A 17,661-nucleotide genomic window follows, 5' to 3' on the forward strand; every position below is an offset into this window, starting at 1 on the left:
CAGGACAACGTAATGAACCAGTTAGATACAAAATTTGGCGAATTTGGTGGCATGTACGTGCCCGAATTGCTTATTCCAGCGTTGGATCAGTTGGAAAAAGCGTTCTTAGATGCCAAAGACGATCCAAGCTTTAACCAAGAATTTTTATCACTGCTAAAAGATTATGCGGGTCGCCCAACGTCTATGACGTTGACCCGTAATCTGGTTAGCAACCCAAAAGTAAAGCTTTACCTCAAGCGCGAAGACTTACTTCACGGTGGTGCGCACAAAACTAACCAAGTACTTGGTCAGGCACTGTTGACCAAACGCATGGGTAAAAAAGAAGTGATTGCAGAAACCGGTGCGGGCCAGCACGGCGTTGCTACCGCGTTAGCCTGTGCATTACTTGGTCTAAAAGCGCGTATTTACATGGGAGCAAAGGACGTCGAACGTCAGGCGCCAAACGTATTTCGCATGAAGTTAATGGGAGCAGAAGTTATTCCTGTTAATGCAGGTTCAGGCACACTTAAAGATGCGGTGAACGAAGCTATGCGTGACTGGTCTGCTAACTACGACACTGCACATTATCTTCTCGGTACAGCTGCGGGACCTCATCCATTCCCGACTATCGTTCGTGAATATCACCGTATGATCGGTGAAGAAACTCGCGCACAGATTATGGAAAAAGAAGGCCGTTTGCCAGACGCCGTGGTGGCTTGTGTAGGGGGTGGCTCAAATGCAATTGGTATGTTTGCAGACTTTATTGATGAACCTTCTGTGCGCCTAGTGGGCGTAGAGCCTGCGGGCAAAGGCGTTCACACTAAAGAGCACGGCGCTACAATTGTTACAGGCACGAAAGGGATCCTTCACGGCGCTTACACCTTTATAATGCAAAACAAAGAAGGTCAAATTGAAGAGAGCTACTCAGTATCAGCGGGCCTTGATTACCCTGCTGTTGGCCCTCAACATGCTTATTTGCACGACATTGGCCGAGCGGAATATGTGGCTGCAACTGATGAAGAAGCGTTAAATGCGTTTCAGCTTCTGGCGAGAAAAGAGGGTATTATTCCGGCACTTGAATCATCACATGCACTTGCTCACGCGCTAAACATGGCCGACGAGGCAGAAGAAGAGACGATTATCGTAGTGAACTTGTCAGGCCGTGGCGATAAAGACCTAGCGCACGTCATCAACATTTTAGGGGACGATTTATAATGGATAGATATGCACAAATGTTTGCAGGCCTTGATGACAAGAACCAAGGCGCATTCGTACCTTTTGTTATGGTGGGTGACCCTGATTTAGCACAATCTGAAGCTATTATTTGCCAGCTTGTTGAAAGCGGCGCTGATGCACTGGAGCTCGGAATTCCGTATTCAGACCCAATTGCTGATGGGCCGACTATCCAAGCTTCAGCGATCCGTGCGTTAAAAAACAAAGTGACGGTTGCAGATTGCTTGAATGTGATTTCACGGGTTCGCGCAAAGTACCCTGACGTTCCTATTGGTTTGTTGCTCTACAGCAACTTAGTGATGGCCCAAGGTATTGAGAACTTTTACAGCAAAGCGCAAGCAGCGGGCGTCGACTCTATTTTGGTGGCAGACGTTCCAATTCGCGAAGCTGCGCCTTTTCAGAAAGCAGCCGATGCGACAGGCATCTCTCAAATACTGATTGCACCGCCAAATGCCACCGATGAAACCATGGAAAAAATTGGTGAATACAGCAAAGGTTATACTTATTTGCTTGGTCGCGCTGGCGTTACGGGTGCCGAAACCGCCGCAAATATACCTGCGTCTGAGCTTATTGAACGTTTGAACAAGCATAAAGCAGCACCTGCACTGTTAGGTTTTGGTATTTCAACACCTGAACAAGTCAAATCAGCTATCGATGCCGGTGCGGCTGGCGCGATTTCAGGTTCAGCAACAGTCAATATTATCGCGGCAAATTTATCGGACAGTCACAAAATGCTAAGCGAGCTCGGCAGCTTCGTAGAAAGCATGAAAGCAGCAACGGCAAAAGGATAAGCGCATGCTATATATGATTTGTGCTACTGATATCGCGGACAGTTTAGAAAAACGCCTTGCGGCACGCCCCGCTCACCTTGAGCGTTTAAATGTATTAAAAGAAGCGGGCCGTTTAGTGATGGCTGGTCCCTTCCCTGCTGTGGACAGCCCTGATCCAGGCCCGGCGGGCTTCACCGGTTCGCTAGTGGTAGCAGAATTTGAGTCGCTAGAAGCAGCCCAGGCATGGGCTGACGCCGACCCGTATATCGAAGCTGGCGTCTATGAAAGCGTTATAGTTAAGCCTTATAAAAAGGTTCTGCCTTAGCTCTTTAAACTATCGGTTACATGTTTACTGGTAGCCCTTGTCAAAAGCCCCCTAAAACCGTGTAACAACGGGTTTAGGGGGCTTTTTTGTTTGTGATGATTTCTTGTGGACAGACACTTATTTGCTCCCTTGGACGCTTATTGTGGACAGACATTTAATTTTTCACCTGAATACAGACAATCACTCATCACTAGCGCGGGGCACAAAATACAAATTTAAGCGACGCTTATTCATTAATACCGGCCACAAAGGGCGTGTACAAGGCGACAAGTTTGTGCAATAAGGTTATGGACAGCCACACAGAAATTGCCGGCAATAGCTATCTTGTATCCTTAGTAGAAAAGCTACTGCGTTTTTCTGCGGATCTTTTATGCCTTCATTATCAGTTTGAAACCTAACCTTACTTTTACAGATCTATCTTTTCGTGCTCACCCATCTCTTCTGGTTTTACCGTTTTACCAGTTAGCATTTTAAACATGCCCTTTAGTGAAGGGTCTGCATTCCACACTTCTGCATCTATCAGTTCAAAGCGAAGCATCAATAAAGAAGGATCATCTCTACCTTTCTCGAACCATGCTTCCACTGGGTTAGACCAATATTTATCAATCACCTCTTTGCGTGATTCAACGGTGAGGTTGCCTCGGATACAAGCAAATACGTCGTGACCTTTAGATGCAAAATGAACCATGGCTTTTCCACCTTTAGCAATACGGTTGTCTCGACTGGTGTAGAACCAAAACTCACCATCGGCGTCTTTATCCAATTGGGCATACATAGGCTCGGCATGCATATCCTCGCTTATCAGACTTACCATGACTTTTGGGCTATCTGACATTGCTTTCCACATTGTTTTCTTAATATCACTAGACATAGTTTCTCCTTGTTGAAAGCAAGTGTCTGTCCAAAATTACTCTTGAACTAGGCAGTCGGACTGAGCGTATTACTTTCAAATTTATGATTCACGTACAGCCTTTTGAACGCACATGGCATGCCAAAGAATTCGCCTTATCCCAGATTCGCTAGTCAATGAATTATTAAGAAATGTGTGCCTCTTTCTTCAACGCGAGGTAAGCACAGGTTTGGACAGTCACTCAATTCCCTACCTCACCTTCACATATCTAACAGTTAACCCCTAGACAGCCGCTCGACAGTGCCACAAACGGGGTTTTACTTGGTTTGAAATAAGTTCAGTGGACAGACACTTTTTCAAAATACGGGTAAAGATTACTCACTTCTTAGTCATGTCGAGTCAATTCAAATGTTCTAGTTGATTTGAAGCCTGCAAAAGATGCTGTGGACAGAGATTCTATACTCACGCCTGCGGTTTAAAAACGTTTGAGTGTCTGTCCTTATCTGTACTTATCTTTACTTATCTGTACTTTCCATGCCCGAATGTCATTGCACTCTTTGAGCTAAAACCTCCTCTCACTAATTTCACAAGTCTGTGTCTGTCCACAGTATATTTCTTTTTGTAAACGTCATTTACTTAAGACTTATATACAGCTTTTACTCTGCGAGGTAGACTAAACCTAGTTCAGAATGGGTTCAGTTAATCAAGTTATACTTATCTGTAATTTGACCTGAGTGGGATAATAATTGTGAGGTTGTATGACATTATCGCTTCGTGTTGCAGTAGTTTGTTTAGTGTTAGCGCTGTCTAACACAGCGTCAGCTTTGGCGTTTCAAGACTCTGGTAGCGATATCTCAAAAAGCGAAGCTGCAGAGCGCGCCCGTGTAGCAGTAGATGGCCGCGTTTTGAAAGTTGAGCAAACCTCTAAAAACTACCGTGTAAAAGTGCTCAAGAAGTCAGGGCGAGTAGTATCGGTAGACGTAGACAAACGCTCAGGCAAGGTAAAAACAAGTAAAGATAAGGATTAACATGCGTATCCTCGTAGCAGAAGACGATAGCAGATTATTAACTCAACTTGATGCGCTCCTTCAGCGGAATGGCTATAGCGTAGACCTCGCAGACAATGGCGAACACGCCCTTTTTCTAATCAAAGAATATAGTTACGACCTGGCTATAATCGATATTGGGATGCCCAAGCTTGACGGCTTTGATGTTATAAGAAAAGCCCGACATGCTGATATTGCGTGCCCCATACTTATTCTTACAGCCAGAGATCGATGGCAAGAAAAGGTAGAAGGCCTCGATGCAGGTGCTGACGACTACCTTACCAAACCTTTTCATAATGAAGAGCTACTTGCTCGGACCAAAGCATTAATCAGACGGGCTTCAGGGCAGGCAAATCCCACCATTCAGTTTGGCCCTATCACGCTGGATACAGTAACTGAAGAATTATCTCTAAATGGACAGGCTTTGGATTTAACGGCTTACGAGTATAAAGTCATGGAGTATCTGATGCTGAACCCGCAAAAGGTTATCTCTAAAACGGAGCTAACCGAGCATATTTACGACCAAGATTTCGATTTAGATAGCAATGTTATTGAAGTTTTCGTGGGAAGGCTGCGTAAAAAACTTGATCCAACTGGTGAATTAAAGCCAATCGAAACCCTTAGAGGCAGAGGCTACAGGATAAATAGAAGTTTATGAGGCAGTTGTCGCTTCGTCTTCGGAGTATCTTTTTAGCGATTGTTCTTTTAGCGTTTTTTGCGCCCTTTACCGTAGTCATTTTGGATGAGGCTTACACTGATAGTTTAACGCAAGCCAAAATGAGTGAGCTTCGGTTGATGAACTTAGGTCTTTTGTCTGCTTTTGAACTCGATGGCGATGTGCCCTACATGCCTGAGGTATTATACGAAGAGCAGTTGAACCTTCCTGGCTCAGGCTATCTCGGTATAATCGTTTTTAGAGGCGAAGTTATTTGGCAATCAGCTTCTGCTATTGAATACACGTTTTCACCACCTGAAATAAACGTTGCTGTTGGGAATGAATTGTTTTTGGATTCCTATACACCTACGTTTGAAGAAAATTCTCAGTTTTTTGTTTATGCCTTTACTGCAGAATTTGCTTCAAGTAGAGACTTCGAACCCGTTCGGTTTTATATATTTAACAACAAAGCACTTTTTGAAGCTGAGCGAAACACGTTCTTAGACACAACTTGGCAATGGATTTTCACTCTCTGCACAGTACTTCTTATCTTTATTGTCATTGGGATCAGCTTAGTTCTTCTTCCTGTTAGAAAATTAATTGAAGAGATTTCACAAACTTCAAGCGGACATAAACGACAGTTGGAGTTTCGCTATCCTGTTGAGTTTGACTCTCTAAAACAGTCTATTAATGGGTTACTTCAAACCGAGGCTGCTCAGAGAGCGAGATATAAAAACAGCCTAGGAGACTTAGCACATAGTTTGAAAACGCCTCTAGCTGTGGCATCAGGGGCTAGCAATTTGCCCGTCGAAGTACACGAAGCACTGCAGCAGATAGACAAAATCATTAAACGACAGCTAAAAAGAGCGAGTGCAGGCAAATCTGGTTGGCAACAAGCTATCAATGTTTCACCTATTTTAAACAAACTTGCCGATGCGATGGACAAAGTTTATCAGGATAAAACGCTAACTATTGAATTGGATATTGAAGAGCATCTCCAGTTTAAAGGAGACGAGACTGACTTCATGGAGCTTTGCGGCAACCTTCTAGATAACGCATGCAAAGCGGCAAACAATAGCGTAATTGTAGCAATAGAGAAAAGCGCCGGGTGGCTTACAATAAAAGTTGAAGACGACGGTCCAGGTATCCCCGACGACAAAAAGGTACTTTTATTGGAACGAGGAACCCGCCTCGATACCTACACCGAAGGTCATGGAATAGGTATGGCGCTAGCTGCTGACTTAGTTTCTATCTATGAAGGTAGAATGCTGATTGAGGATAGTTCGCTCGGTGGCGCGCGCATCGTTATTCAATTTCCCAATCACGATTAGTCTTTTTATGCAGTAACGTGTGTTGAGAAATTACTTATCGAGGCCGTTATTTTCAGTATTGGACAGTGAGACAGTGGACACACACTCAAAAATTCGAAAGCTGTTTGAAACTGGATGCAAAATCGTAAAATCGGACAGTCACTTGTTATTCTGGTAGTCGACTCTCCGCTTTATGAAAATCGCTACAAACTCATAAGTGTCTGTTCCTTTTATCGCTTACTGTTCTTAGTTATGTAAACACCGGATTCAAATCGGACAGACACTTCATTTACTTGCACTCCTCGTTCCCTTAACAATAAAACAAACAAGTGTCTGTCCCTTTTAACTCATTCTGAAATTAAGAGGCAGACTTTTCACCTTCACTCGATAACAACACAGCAAGCCACTTACTTTCTTCGCGGGACTCAAGAGCTATCTTTACTACCATGGTTAACGGTACTGAAAGCAGCATTCCAACTGTACCTAGCAACCAACCCCAAAATATTAAAGAAAGAAATACCACGAGTGTAGACAGTCCCATGCCCTTACCCATTAATTTAGGCTCCACCATATTACCCATGATGGTATTAACAAGCACAAAGCCAAGTGCAGCAAAACCTGCTGAAGCTGGACCAAGCTGCACAAACGCAATCAATACTGCTGGCACTGCAGCAATAATAGAGCCTATGTTTGGAATGAAGTTGAGCATGAACGCCAAAACTGCCCAAAGCATGAAATGGTCTACGCCCATGACATACAACCAAACTCCAATGATTAGGCCTGTCCCTAGACTGACTACCGTTTTTATCGCTAAGTAACTGTTTACAGAGCGAATAAACCTGTCGATATGCTTAAGTTTCATGCCAGGGTCTGCAAGCGCAATATGCAATCGGCGAGGAATACTGTCTGCCTCAAAAAGCATGAAAATAACAGTAAGAAGAATAAGGAAGAGGTTTGAGAGCACGCCGCCCATTCCGCTAATAAAATTCGTTGCCACCGACATCGCCGTTGCTGGGTCAAGGTGTGATGCAATTAACTCTCTATTGATGTGAATGTTTAATTCAGCCAATTTCGACACAACCCAAGCAAACTCTGTATCAAGCTTACTTCTATATTCTGGCAAGTTTTCTCTAAACTCGGTCATTGACTGACCAACTAATCCAGCTAAAAGAAAACCAAAAACGACGATAAGTAGTATAACAAAGGTGATAGAAAGCCATTTAGGCACGCCAAATTTCGAGGTCCAGCGTATGATTGGACTACACGCGATCGCTATAAAAATAGAAAGAAAAAACGGGACCATGATCGTACTGGCGGCTTTGACACCGGCCATTACAACCACAAGACATGCTAATACGATAAGAATTTTTGCTGTTGGCGAGCGTAGTTCCATTGACATTTTGTGCTACATTCCTGACTGAAACGACAACACTTTACAACGACTTATAAACAACTACAAACAAGAGAATTCAATGAACTTTAATCTTGCCACTATTAAAATTAAAAACTTAAGACTACGCACATACATTGGCATCAATGAAGATGAAATAAAAAACAAGCAGGACGTTGTTGTTAATGTAAAAATCGATTATGACGCTGAAAAAGCGACAAACACCGACGATATGAGTGACGCGCTAAATTATAAAACGATTACAAAGGCGATCATTAAACTCGTCGAAGACAATCGCTTTTCCCTCTTAGAAAAGCTTACCGCCGATGTACTAAGTATTGCCGCAGAACATTCTTCGGTGCGCTACGCTGAGGTAGAGGTCGATAAGCCACATGCCCTTAGATTTTCTGATTCCGTATCCCTAACATTATCTTGCAATAAGTCTGAATAGATCCACAACCCTAGGAGCTAATTGTGAACATTCTTTTGACCGGTGGAACAGGGCTTATTGGAAGTGAATTTATTAAGAGATATTCAAATAAACATCGCTTCACCGTTGTCTCTCGTGACGTGGGTAGAGCAAAAAGCAAATTAGGGACTCGCGTAGAGGTTGTTGAGAACGTTTCTTCGATAAAAAATTTCGAGAGTTTCGATGCTGTCATAAATTTAGCCGGTGAGCCTATCGCCGATAAGCGATGGACAGACACTCAAAAGAAAATCATTTGCGATAGCCGCTGGGATATCACTTCTGACTTAGTCGCAAAAATAAACAGCAGCGAGACGCCTCCTTCTGTTTTTTTATCAGGATCTGCTATCGGTTATTATGGCAGTCAAGGAGACTTGATTGTAACTGAAGAAACATCACCTCACAGCGAGTTCACCCATGAGCTATGTGCAAAATGGGAAGCTATTGCTAACAGCGTAGACCAAACAAAAACTCGTGTGGTAACGCTTCGTACAGGTGTGGTACTTACGGAAAAAGGCGGTGCACTTGGGAGAATGGCACTACCGTTCAAATTAGGTGCTGGAGGTACACTCGGGAGTGGAAATCAGTATCTGGCATGGATCCATTTACGTGACATGGTGCGTGCTATTGCGTTTTTGCTCGACAATAGTGATTGCTCCGGCGCGTTCAACTTAACTGCTCCGGAACCCGTCACAAATAAGACGTTCTCCAAAGCTCTTGCAAAATCACTTAACAGGCCATGCCTTTTCAATGTACCTAGCTTTGTTATGAAAGTCGCGATGGGAGAATCATCAAAAATGATACTGGAAGGACAACGAGTCATTCCTCAAAAACTCACCGCTGCTGGGTTTAAGTTTGATTTCCCTTCTATCGATGAGGCACTTGGCGAAATATATAACGCTTAATTCAGTCGCCAAACTTCTTCTTGCGTAATGTGGACAGGCACTTAATTTAAAAAGAAAGTGACTGTCCACATTTATTGCTCAGCGTTTTAACGATTAACTTTGCCCAGACACTAGCCTAACAAACTTCTATTTTTGTCGAAGAAGCGTTCCGCTCAAGTTTTTAGTAAAAACCACAGTTTCATAAAAAGCGAATCTGCCTGTGGACAGACACTCAACGCAATCGAGTGTCTGTCCATTCTATGCAGTCCGTGCATTTTGCAAAAGCACAAAAACACCTAAACCATATTCCGCAACATCTGGCTGGTATTAAGTGTAAGTAAACGCCAACACCCAAACGCACCCAATATGCCAACTACGATGGCGCCAACGCTTGGTGCTATGGCCCAGTATTCTGGGTGTAAACTAGCTTCCATTTGGAACACTGAGGTTTGAAGTAAATAAAGGCTTAACTCATTGGCCATTGCTGCCATAAACCCAGCGACCACACCAATAATGACAAACTCAAAAATAACACTCTTTCTTATCAACGCCCCCTTGGCACCAAGCGTACGAAGTATGGCTATTTCCTGTCGGCGTTCATCCATACTCGCCTGTACCTGAGCAATCAATACCAGGCTGCCCGCTAACAATACTAGGACCAAAATAAACTCAACGGCTACAGACACTTGGTCAACAATCTCTCGCAACTGATTAATTCGAGCATCAACGTCAAACATAGTTATCGAGGCAAACGGCTTGAGGAGGTTAGTTAACTCTGCTTTTCTCTCGGTAGGCAGATAGAAACTAGTAATGTACGTTGGACTAAATGCGGCCATCGCCTCAGGGTGAATAACGAAAAAGAAATTAGGCTGCATGGTCTGCCAATTAACCGTGCGAATGCTTGTCACTTTCGTTTCGACAATCTCGCTACCCACATTAAAAGTAAGCCGATCGCCCATCTTAATGTTCAACCGTTCTGCGACCCCTTCTTCAACGGAAACCGGGAACCATCCTTCCTTGTATTGCTTATCCTCACCACCGTGCCAGTTCCCGTCAATAACCTCGTTTTCTTTTTGAAGCGTGTTGCTCCAAGTTAGGTTTGCTTCTCTACCTAGGCCTCTTCGGCCTTCTCGATTCGGCTCATCTTCTTTAGACACCTCGGTGTTTACCCCTTCACCATTTACCGAAACAAATCGGCCTCGGATGACGGGATAAAACTCTTCGATATCGACATCGTTGTTAGCGAAGTGTCTGTCCAACTCTGGTTGGATGTCCGGTGTAATGTTTATCAAGAAATAATTCGGTGTTCCTTCGGGTAACTGCGAGCGCCATTGCGAAACCATGTCGTTGCGCATTACCAGCACCACTAAGAGCAACATTATAGTGACGGAAAAGCTAATAAGCTGTACGCTGTTGTCCATTGCGCGTCGCTTGATACGTGCCCATGCCAACTGCCACGCCCCCATTCTTCCACTACCCAGCTTGCGACCTACCGCAATTAAAATGTACGTAGCGCCAAGCAATCCAAGTACCAGTGCAGCGCCAGACACAAATAGAATTGCGCTAATTTTCAAATCACGGCTATACATCCACATCAGTAAAAATATCGCGCCTCCAGAAGCCACGAACTGGATGCTTCTTGAGCGTAGATTCGCCGAGATATCCTTTCTCAATACGCGAAGCGGGGGGACTGAAAACAGCTGTAAGAGTGGGTACAAGGAAAAGAGCAAAGCGCAGGTAGCGCCTGTAGCTACGGCGATTAAAAGCGGGCGCCAATGCCATACGTCGAGGGACACATCCACTCTATCCGCTACAAGTGAAACCACCACTTGCTGGCCGATAAAACCAATAACAAGGCCGATAAAAATGCCCAGCCCAGTGATGAATAAAATTTGGAACAAATAGACTTTTCGGATAGTGCTGCTGGTTGCACCCAAGGTTTTCATTATTGCGACCGGGTCAAAGTGTCGCTGAGCATAACGCTGAGCAGCAACGGCAATGGAGACTGCTGCTAATACTATTGCTAACAAGCTTGCCAACAGAAAATAGCGCTCAGCACTGGCGACAGAACGCCCTATCGCTGACTCGTCATCTTCGACTGTCCGCCATGAATGTAGGTCATCGTTTAATTTAGGCAATAACCAAGTATTAAAACTTTTTATGTCACCCGCATCTCCAGCAAAAAAGCCAACATAACGAGCGCGACTTCCTGGCCCGGTTATCGCAGTTTGCTCCAAGTCATCTAGGTTAATGAGCGCAATGGGGTCGGTATTAAACACACTAAAGCCAGCATCTGGAATATCCACCAGCACATGTGTGACGATAAACGTGCCATCGCCAATTTCAATACTATCGCCAATAGAAAGCCCTAGACTCTGGAAGAGCCGAGACTGTACCCAGGCCTCGCCAGATTGTGGTAATTCCGCGGTAGTACGTTTTTCCCCAAACGGCTGGTCAGTAATACTGACTGTGCCTTTCAGCGGATAGGCGTTATTCACAGCGCGTAAATCGACAAGCGACATCTCGTCGCCTTTAAACACCATCGAGCGTGTTGCCACCTGCTTTGCCGTCGCAAGGCCCTCTTCTTGAGCTTTGGCTAACCATTCCTCGTTGATAGGGTCATCTGAACGAAGTTGCGCATCTGCTGCAATGAATGCCGCAGAGCGAGACTTTAGTGCGCCCTGTAAACGCTCACTAAAGAGTGACAACGACAATACGGCTGCCACAGACAGCACAATAGCCAGCAATATGATAGTAAGTTCACCACGCCTAGCCTCATGCTTGAAAAGCCGCCAAGCTAAATTAAAAGACGTAGACATCTAGACCGCCTCTTGCTTTTTTAGTGTGCTCGCACCGGTTGTTTCAGTGAGTTCTCCCGCATTCATGGTAAGTTGCCTGTCACAATGTTCCGCAAGCTCGTTATCATGGGTTACAAGAACGAGAGTCGTCCCTTTTTCTTTATTCATTTTAAACAGTAGTGCTTCTATTTTTTCACTGTTCTTTGAGTCCAAATTGCCGGTAGGCTCATCGGCAAAAAGTATCTTGGGAGAGGTGATAAATGCTCTAGCAATGGCGACACGCTGTTGCTCCCCTCCAGATAGCTGATTGGGAAAGTGGTGCGCGCGATGCTTCAAACCAACTTGCGCTAGAATATCCAAAGCGAGTGCTTTTGGGTTATCAAGCCCAGCAATTTCCGCCGGTAGCATCACGTTTTCTAAGGCTGTTAAGCTTTGAACTAACATAAAGCTTTGGAAAATAAAGCCCACTTTATTGCCTCTTAAAATCGCGCGCTCTTCTTCATTCATGCTATGAAGTGCTTCGCCATCTAAGAAAATTTCCCCTTCTGTAACTTGGTCGAGCCCTGCCAACAACCCCAAAAGGGTTGACTTACCCGAGCCTGACGCACCAATAACGGCAACGGACTCACCAGACTTGACTTCAAAAGAAATAGGACGAAGGATCTGCAGTGAACCTTCACTCGTATCCACTACTTTGGTTACAGCATTTGCTTTTATCATAAGAGGTCATCAATTCGTGTTTGTTAAATTTCGTTATTTGTTCGCTTTTTTACTTATTCTTTTAATACCGTTTCAAGCGCTATCAGATCAAGCCGAGCAGAGCGACGCAAGCGAAAATGCGGTTTTACTTATCTTAGGTGACAGTTTATCCGCGGCTTATGGATTACAGCAACATGAGGGTTGGGTCAGTTTGTTACAAAAGATGTGGCAAGACGACAATATTCCGATTGATATTGTAAATGCTGCGGTAAGCGGAGAGACCACTGACGGTGGTTTAGCGCGATTTCCCCGTTTATTAGAGCAACACAACCCCACCCATGTATTGATTGAACTGGGCGGTAACGACGGCCTTCAGGGCCACAATATCGGCAAGATTAGAGATAATTTAGATTCGCTGGTAAGTGTTGCAAAGGAAAATAATGCCGTGGTGTTTCTGCAAGAGATGCAAATTCCTTCTAATTACGGCAAACGCTACACGCAGATGTTTACGCAAAACTTTTCTAAAGTAGCGGAAGCTAAGGATGTTCAAAAAATCCCTTTCTTTCTTGAAGAAATAGCGCTTAACAAAGAATTAATGCAGAACGATGGTATTCACCCAAATGCAGATGCACAGCCGTTGATCGCTAACTTTATGGACAGACACTTGAGAAGTTTAATTATTGATGCTCAATAATTGTGCTAAGCTTTTGGGTAGAAAATTTAAATACGAGGGTTCTTTATGGACGTTTCTTCAGTTAATTCGTCGCCAGTTTCCACTGTTTTAGAGTCGCCACAACGACCGACTCAACAGGTTGAGCCACGTAACGTGCAAGAAAGTCGCGATACTCAGCCTCAAAGCACACAACAGACCTCAAGCACTAACGATGGGCGTGTGGGCTCTCGAGTTGATGTGTTTGTATAATTTCCTCTTTGAAGAAAATTGTTTGGGACAGACACACGTTTCTAGTTTGGCTAATGCCAGGGCAGTCTCAGCTGTATGCGCATAATAAAGGTTTAAGAATGGACAGACACTTGCTCAACTTGGGTGTCTGTCCACAGCTTCCACGCTTTCAAGTTCTATTTAAAGGGCTTTCATTCATGCGCATTGAATAACCCATGATACAAGCGTTCATTGAAAGTAACCTCCTCCAAAACTGTCCCAAAGACCACTTAAAATTGACGCCGTAAATCTCATAATGTTAGTAAATAACTATGGGATACGGATATGCCTTTACCTCGTTACAAACAAATAAACACCGACGTTACGCCTTTTTATCACTGCATTTCTCGCTGCGTACGGCAGTCTTACCTTTGTGGTCGCGATGCCCGCACCGGCATAGATTACGAACATAGAAGAAAATGGATTCAAGACAGGCTCCATAAGCTATCGCAGGCTTTTGCCATCGACTTATGCGCATACGCTGTTATGCACAATCACATTCATGTAGTACTTCATATAGCAAAGGGCCGAGCTGAAGGCTGGACGATGGACGAAGTCTTGCTTCGATGGAGAATGTTTTACAAATGCCCACCCGTAGTGCAGCGATATTTAGAAAATGTTGACTCAGTAACGTACGATGAGCTTGCAGAATTAAAGTCATTATCTGTTATATATCGTGAGCGGCTTCAAAGCATCAGCTGGTTTATGCGTATGCTCAATGAATATATTGCTAGAAGAGCTAACAAAGAAGATGAATGTAAGGGCTATTTCTGGGAAAGAAGGTTTAGGTCACAAGCTATACTTGATGAGAAAGCACTGGCCAGTGTGATGGCTTATGTCGATTTAAACCCCATACGAGCAAAAATAGCGACGACGTTAGGCAACTCTCACCATACCAGCATCCAATATCGATTGAATGCTAAACGCTCAAATAAAACGCCCAAGTTTTTGATGCCCTTTAACGATAATAACCACCATAGTAAAGTGCCCTTGCCCTTCGCATTTACCGATTATTTGCAGCTTATCACTGATACGATGAATGCGGAGAGTAACAACGATACATATAAAGTCACAAAGCTTCCTAGTCGCTTGCTCGGTAAGCTTGGCATGACAAAAGAGAACTGGCAGCTAGTAACCAGTAATTTTGAAACACTTTTCACAGGGCCAGTCGGTTGCCCCGAAATGATGGAGGATTTTGCTAGATGCTGTCAAAGAGCATGTCGCCCCAACGTGGCAAATGCTCAAAAGTATCTGTCATAAAATTGAGCGCCATTGCAAAAATGCTTGGCTAGATTTCGGCTTGGCGTGCGAGTACGTCAACAATGTCTTGAGATTTTGTTAGGCGCCTTATGTCGTTGAATAGAACTTCAGCTTCAGGGTATTGTCTTTTCAGATACCCGCACCATTGCTTAATTCGGTTGGGGTAATATTTACCCTTGTCACCAAAAATTTCGTAGCCAGAGTATTGTATCAACAACGCAGCCAGTTCAGACCATGGCATGGGTGCTACGCCCTCTTTAATACTCAGCGCCAAATTAGGCATTGCCAATGCACCCCGTCCTATCATTAAGTTGGTACACTGTGATTGGCTCTGGCAACGTTTGGCGTCTTCAGCTGTCCAAATTTCACCATTTGCGACCAGTGGAATATTGGTGTGCTGCTTAATCTTTGCTATCCAGTCCCAATAGGCCGGTGGCTTATAGCCTTCTGTTTTGGTTCTTGCATGAACAACGAGCTCGGAGGCGCCTGCTTCAGTGATAGCTAAAGCATTGTCGATAGCCAAAGATTTATCTTCAAAACCTAATCTGATTTTGGCTGAAACTGGGATTTCTTTAGGAACTGCGTCTCTAACAGCTTTCACAATGTCGTATAGGGTTTGAGTCTCTTTCAACAACACCGCCCCGCCCTTACTTTTATTAACTGTTTTAGCTGGGCAACCAAAGTTTAAATCAACACCTGGAGAGCCCAACTCTATTGCAGTTTCTGCGTTCTCCGCAAGCCATTGAGGATGCTGCCCTAGTAATTGCACTCGAACTGGTACACCTGACGGAGTTTTGCCGCCGTTGTGAAGCTCAGGACAAAGTCTATAAAACGTTTTCTTAGGTAACTTTTGATCGACAACCCTTACAAATTCAGTAACGCACTGATCGAAACCACCCACGCGAGTGAGCATATCCCTCATTAGGTGATCGACAACACCCTCCATAGGGGCAAGCATTACTTTCATTTTGTACTTCTCAGAGTGGTAAACAGAAAATTGGCGCGGGAGTTTAGCAAAAAGCGTTAATATCAGCCAGGTTTTGGTGTTCAGTTTTTCAACTTCTGTGACTGTCCGTTCTGTACCTTTAATATTTTTTGGAGAATTTGACTGACCATCAGTTATGGCTATTTGCTCTAAACGTAATAAATAGTGCGAGCAAGGCTAGGTGTCTGTCCAACATTTCGCTTGTCTTGATTTCTGTGAGAATCTAGTTGGCATCTGATCTTATACTAGTGGGAAAGTTTGTGTGTCTGTCCATTTTTGAATATGTGCCGTGTTAAGCGGCTGCAAGAAACAGCTTCAAGTCAGTGACAAGTCCGAAACATCTTTTTCTAAACTCTCAAGACGAGTGAAAACAGCCTGCTTTTGACTATCCGTGTATGTCCGCCAATTAGTGATTTCCTCAATCGTGCGCTTGCATCCAACGCAAATGTCATCTTCAGTTAATTGGCACAAGGCTATGCACGGAGATACTAATTTCATAAGGCTTCAGTTTTATCTACATTATCTTTTTCAATCAATTGGCGCGAAGCGGCAATTGCCGCCATTGTATTTTCTGATAATTCTTTGTTGGACCACAAGCAGACGTGGCAACCAAACCGTGACTCTAGATATGAGGAAAACTCAGTGTCTGTCCTGCATTCATATCTCACTAAATTTTGTTTTTTGCCGTCGTAAATAACCGCAGAATAAGTAAACACAGAGAGCCTCCTTGAAAAGAGGCTCAAATATACATCTAGACGTCTAAACGTTCAAGCGTCTATTTCACATAATCAAGTGCGGCGCAAATTGCGGCTACCTGAGCATCGTTACAGTTTTCGGGAGTCGCGTTATCGCTATCAGGATAAACTTCTGTCGTTGTAACGTACTCTGCATCTGTCATGCCTCCACAAAGATACAAAGCCTTTTTGTCGTAACAAATCACACCTTCACTTACTACGTCCGAACCTATAATTTTCCCACTTTCATCTGGTGGGGCAATGTGCGTTACTTTTTTAACAGCATCAATAACTGCTTTTTGAAAATCTATTTGAGGGCTCGGAGTGTTAGCTACCGTATAGAAACCGTCAGGAATGTTCCAATTGTCATGAGTAACGCCATCCCGCGCAGCTAGCGCAGGCCTAAACTCACTATTGTCGGTATCCGTCGTTTCATGTAAATCAATATGGAGCGTTAGAGGTAACGCTAAGTCCGACACCAGCTTCTTAAGTTGAGCAGACTCAGAGGCTGGCGAATCTCTGTAAAATGATCGATTTGGATCTAACGCCAGCGGATTCCATCGATTTATAGTTTCGTAACCCCAGGGACTTACACATGGCACAACAACTATATTTACTTGCTCAGCGTACTGAGCCAGCTTTGTTTCAATAAATTGTAGCGCACCTTGTACACCACTGGTTTCATAACCGTGAACTCCGCCTGTGACCAGTGCAGAAGGCTTGTCAGCGTCAAATTTTTTGGGAATGACAACATACAGTGGGTAACGCGCTGTATCGTAAGGAAGCGCACCATACTGCTTTAACTCAAAACCTTCAGGGATAATATTGAAGAGTTTATTGAGTACTTCTTCTTGATAACTTCTTTTAACGGTCTGCTGTGCTTTCCACTGCGCTTTTTCTTCTTCGCCCCAAGGCTCACCCGGAGTTCCAATTGGATAATTCTGCATATAACACCTCTTTTTTATTTGAGAGATCATATCAGTTCAATAAGCTTTCGTATCTATTCTAGTGAAGATTCATAATTGGTTGTGACATTAGTTCTTTACGCATCTCACCTTAGAATAATATTCAGCTAACGGTGTTGACTCCCTATGAAAAGCCTTACTAATCATGACAAAAAGGTTGGTATATGACTTAGTAGATTAATATTTTAACGAAGGAAAGAAGAGTGTCTGTCCACAGTGGGCTCTACAGTGGGCACACAGAAGGTTTAATTTAAGTGTCTGTCCACTAAGTATTCATTACGTATTAACTGAACATGTAAACGAAGGGAGTGTCTGTCCACATGGTTTTAAGCCAGAAACAAAAAAACCAGCCAAATGGCTGGTTTTTTGATA

19 protein-coding genes are annotated in these 17,661 nt (G+C 43.9%); 11 read left to right on the forward strand and 8 right to left on the reverse strand.

Annotation, left to right across the window (positions count from 1 at the left end; genetic code table 11):
* Positions 1-12: 12 nt before the first annotated feature.
* The 3 genes from trpB to GVO63_RS14290 are packed head-to-tail and all read left to right on the forward strand — an operon-like array spanning position 13 to position 2,307.
* Positions 13-1,194 carry a tryptophan synthase subunit beta gene (gene trpB / locus GVO63_RS14280; protein WP_159580751.1) on the forward strand — a complete coding sequence of 394 codons (1,182 nt, stop codon included), beginning with the start codon at positions 13-15 and terminating at the stop codon, positions 1,192-1,194.
* Positions 1,194-2,003 carry a tryptophan synthase subunit alpha gene (gene trpA, locus GVO63_RS14285; protein WP_159580753.1) on the forward strand — a complete coding sequence of 270 codons (810 nt, stop codon included), beginning with the start codon at positions 1,194-1,196 and terminating at the stop codon, positions 2,001-2,003. The genes trpB and trpA overlap by 1 nt, the downstream gene beginning before the upstream one ends.
* Positions 2,004-2,007: 4 nt before the next feature.
* Positions 2,008-2,307, forward strand: coding sequence for a YciI family protein (locus GVO63_RS14290; protein WP_159580755.1), 300 nt, complete (start codon positions 2,008-2,010; stop codon positions 2,305-2,307).
* Positions 2,308-2,713: 406 nt separating this feature from the next.
* On the opposite strand, the gene GVO63_RS14295 is transcribed toward GVO63_RS14290, so the two are convergent.
* On the reverse strand, positions 2,714-3,178 hold the full coding sequence (locus GVO63_RS14295) for a pyridoxamine 5'-phosphate oxidase family protein (protein WP_159580757.1): 465 nt from the start codon (positions 3,176-3,178) through the stop codon (positions 2,714-2,716).
* Between the two features lie 737 nt (positions 3,179-3,915).
* Between GVO63_RS14295 and GVO63_RS14300 the strand changes: the two genes are divergently transcribed.
* The 3 genes from GVO63_RS14300 to GVO63_RS14310 are packed head-to-tail and all read left to right on the forward strand — an operon-like array spanning position 3,916 to position 6,189.
* A complete protein-coding gene (locus GVO63_RS14300; protein WP_159493971.1) occupies positions 3,916-4,185 on the forward strand; it encodes a PepSY domain-containing protein in 270 nt (89 codons plus the stop codon).
* 1 nt (position 4,186) lies between these two features.
* Positions 4,187-4,861, forward strand: coding sequence for a response regulator transcription factor (locus GVO63_RS14305; RefSeq protein WP_159493972.1), 675 nt, complete (start codon positions 4,187-4,189; stop codon positions 4,859-4,861).
* A complete protein-coding gene (locus GVO63_RS14310) occupies positions 4,858-6,189 on the forward strand; it encodes an ATP-binding protein (RefSeq protein WP_159580759.1) in 1,332 nt (443 codons plus the stop codon). The genes GVO63_RS14305 and GVO63_RS14310 overlap by 4 nt, the downstream gene beginning before the upstream one ends.
* A 337-nt stretch (positions 6,190-6,526) precedes the next feature.
* Here GVO63_RS14310 and GVO63_RS14315 read toward each other — a convergent pair whose 3' ends face one another.
* Entirely contained in the window at positions 6,527-7,567 is a 1,041-nt protein-coding gene (locus tag GVO63_RS14315; RefSeq protein ID WP_159580761.1) for an AI-2E family transporter, read from the reverse strand.
* Positions 7,568-7,640: 73 nt separating this feature from the next.
* On the opposite strand from GVO63_RS14315, the gene folX reads away from it, so the two are divergent.
* Entirely contained in the window at positions 7,641-8,009 is a 369-nt protein-coding gene (folX, locus tag GVO63_RS14320; RefSeq protein WP_105931964.1) for a dihydroneopterin triphosphate 2'-epimerase, read from the forward strand.
* 23 nt (positions 8,010-8,032) lie between these two features.
* Complete coding sequence (locus GVO63_RS14325) at positions 8,033-8,929, forward strand: TIGR01777 family oxidoreductase (protein WP_159580763.1); 897 nt, start codon at positions 8,033-8,035, stop codon at positions 8,927-8,929.
* Positions 8,930-9,204: 275 nt separating this feature from the next.
* Here the strand turns inward: GVO63_RS14325 and GVO63_RS14330 are convergent, their stop codons facing one another.
* Together GVO63_RS14330 and GVO63_RS14335 are read right to left on the reverse strand one after the other, a co-directional pair.
* Positions 9,205-11,727, reverse strand: coding sequence for an ABC transporter permease (locus GVO63_RS14330; RefSeq protein ID WP_159580765.1), 2,523 nt, complete (start codon positions 11,725-11,727; stop codon positions 9,205-9,207).
* Positions 11,728-12,426, reverse strand: a complete 699-nt coding sequence (locus GVO63_RS14335) for an ABC transporter ATP-binding protein (protein ID WP_159580767.1) — start codon at positions 12,424-12,426, stop codon at positions 11,728-11,730. It abuts the gene before it with no gap.
* Between the two features lie 16 nt (positions 12,427-12,442).
* Between GVO63_RS14335 and GVO63_RS14340 the strand changes: the two genes are divergently transcribed.
* The 3 genes from GVO63_RS14340 (at position 12,443) to GVO63_RS14350 (ending at position 14,605) form a co-directional block, all read left to right on the forward strand.
* Positions 12,443-13,099: an arylesterase gene (locus GVO63_RS14340; RefSeq protein ID WP_159580769.1), complete on the forward strand. Its 657-nt coding sequence runs from the start codon at positions 12,443-12,445 to the stop codon at positions 13,097-13,099.
* Between the two features lie 45 nt (positions 13,100-13,144).
* Positions 13,145-13,327 carry a hypothetical protein gene (locus GVO63_RS14345; RefSeq protein ID WP_159493979.1) on the forward strand — a complete coding sequence of 61 codons (183 nt, stop codon included), beginning with the start codon at positions 13,145-13,147 and terminating at the stop codon, positions 13,325-13,327.
* Between the two features lie 303 nt (positions 13,328-13,630).
* Positions 13,631-14,605 (forward strand): transposase, encoded by a 975-nt coding sequence (locus tag GVO63_RS14350; protein WP_159580771.1) that lies wholly within the window; start codon positions 13,631-13,633, stop codon positions 14,603-14,605.
* A 28-nt stretch (positions 14,606-14,633) separates the two neighbouring features.
* On the opposite strand, the gene GVO63_RS14355 is transcribed toward GVO63_RS14350, so the two are convergent.
* The 4 genes from GVO63_RS14355 to GVO63_RS14370 all read right to left on the reverse strand — a co-directional run bounded on the left by GVO63_RS14355 (position 14,634) and on the right by GVO63_RS14370 (position 17,271).
* On the reverse strand, positions 14,634-15,572 hold the full coding sequence (locus GVO63_RS14355) for a tRNA-dihydrouridine synthase (RefSeq protein ID WP_159580773.1): 939 nt from the start codon (positions 15,570-15,572) through the stop codon (positions 14,634-14,636).
* A gap of 333 nt (positions 15,573-15,905) precedes the next feature.
* A complete protein-coding gene (locus tag GVO63_RS14360; protein WP_159580775.1) occupies positions 15,906-16,088 on the reverse strand; it encodes a DUF1289 domain-containing protein in 183 nt (60 codons plus the stop codon).
* Positions 16,085-16,306 carry a hypothetical protein gene (locus tag GVO63_RS14365; RefSeq protein WP_159580777.1) on the reverse strand — a complete coding sequence of 74 codons (222 nt, stop codon included), beginning with the start codon at positions 16,304-16,306 and terminating at the stop codon, positions 16,085-16,087. The genes GVO63_RS14360 and GVO63_RS14365 overlap by 4 nt, the downstream gene beginning before the upstream one ends.
* 59 nt (positions 16,307-16,365) lie before the next feature.
* Positions 16,366-17,271: a M14 family metallocarboxypeptidase gene (locus GVO63_RS14370; protein WP_159580779.1), complete on the reverse strand. Its 906-nt coding sequence runs from the start codon at positions 17,269-17,271 to the stop codon at positions 16,366-16,368.
* Positions 17,272-17,661: the final 390 nt, after the last annotated feature.

The organism is Alteromonas sp. KUL106 (assembly GCF_009811415.1).
In the GTDB taxonomy this organism is placed as follows: Bacteria; Pseudomonadota; Gammaproteobacteria; order Enterobacterales; family Alteromonadaceae; genus Alteromonas.

Bases quoted from the DNA above. Each gene is read 5' to 3' on its own strand.
- GVO63_RS14370 (WP_159580779.1), bottom strand. From the start codon at position 17,271: ATGCAGAATTATCCAATTGGAACTCCGGGTGAGCCTTGGGGCGAAGAA.
- GVO63_RS14335 (WP_159580767.1), bottom strand. From the start codon at position 12,426: ATGATAAAAGCAAATGCTGTAACCAAAGTAGTGGATACGAGTGAAGGT.
- GVO63_RS14355 (WP_159580773.1), bottom strand. From the start codon at position 15,572: ATGAAAGTAATGCTTGCCCCTATGGAGGGTGTTGTCGATCACCTAATG.
- trpA (WP_159580753.1), top strand. From the start codon at position 1,194: ATGGATAGATATGCACAAATGTTTGCAGGCCTTGATGACAAGAACCAA.
- GVO63_RS14345 (WP_159493979.1), top strand. From the start codon at position 13,145: ATGGACGTTTCTTCAGTTAATTCGTCGCCAGTTTCCACTGTTTTAGAG.
- trpB (WP_159580751.1), top strand. From the start codon at position 13: ATGAACCAGTTAGATACAAAATTTGGCGAATTTGGTGGCATGTACGTG.
- GVO63_RS14295 (WP_159580757.1), bottom strand. From the start codon at position 3,178: ATGTCTAGTGATATTAAGAAAACAATGTGGAAAGCAATGTCAGATAGC.
- GVO63_RS14330 (WP_159580765.1), bottom strand. From the start codon at position 11,727: ATGTCTACGTCTTTTAATTTAGCTTGGCGGCTTTTCAAGCATGAGGCT.
- GVO63_RS14300 (WP_159493971.1), top strand. From the start codon at position 3,916: ATGACATTATCGCTTCGTGTTGCAGTAGTTTGTTTAGTGTTAGCGCTG.
- GVO63_RS14290 (WP_159580755.1), top strand. From the start codon at position 2,008: ATGCTATATATGATTTGTGCTACTGATATCGCGGACAGTTTAGAAAAA.
- GVO63_RS14315 (WP_159580761.1), bottom strand. From the start codon at position 7,567: ATGTCAATGGAACTACGCTCGCCAACAGCAAAAATTCTTATCGTATTA.
- GVO63_RS14305 (WP_159493972.1), top strand. From the start codon at position 4,187: ATGCGTATCCTCGTAGCAGAAGACGATAGCAGATTATTAACTCAACTT.
- GVO63_RS14350 (WP_159580771.1), top strand. From the start codon at position 13,631: ATGCCTTTACCTCGTTACAAACAAATAAACACCGACGTTACGCCTTTT.
- GVO63_RS14360 (WP_159580775.1), bottom strand. From the start codon at position 16,088: ATGAAATTAGTATCTCCGTGCATAGCCTTGTGCCAATTAACTGAAGAT.
- GVO63_RS14310 (WP_159580759.1), top strand. From the start codon at position 4,858: ATGAGGCAGTTGTCGCTTCGTCTTCGGAGTATCTTTTTAGCGATTGTT.
- folX (WP_105931964.1), top strand. From the start codon at position 7,641: ATGAACTTTAATCTTGCCACTATTAAAATTAAAAACTTAAGACTACGC.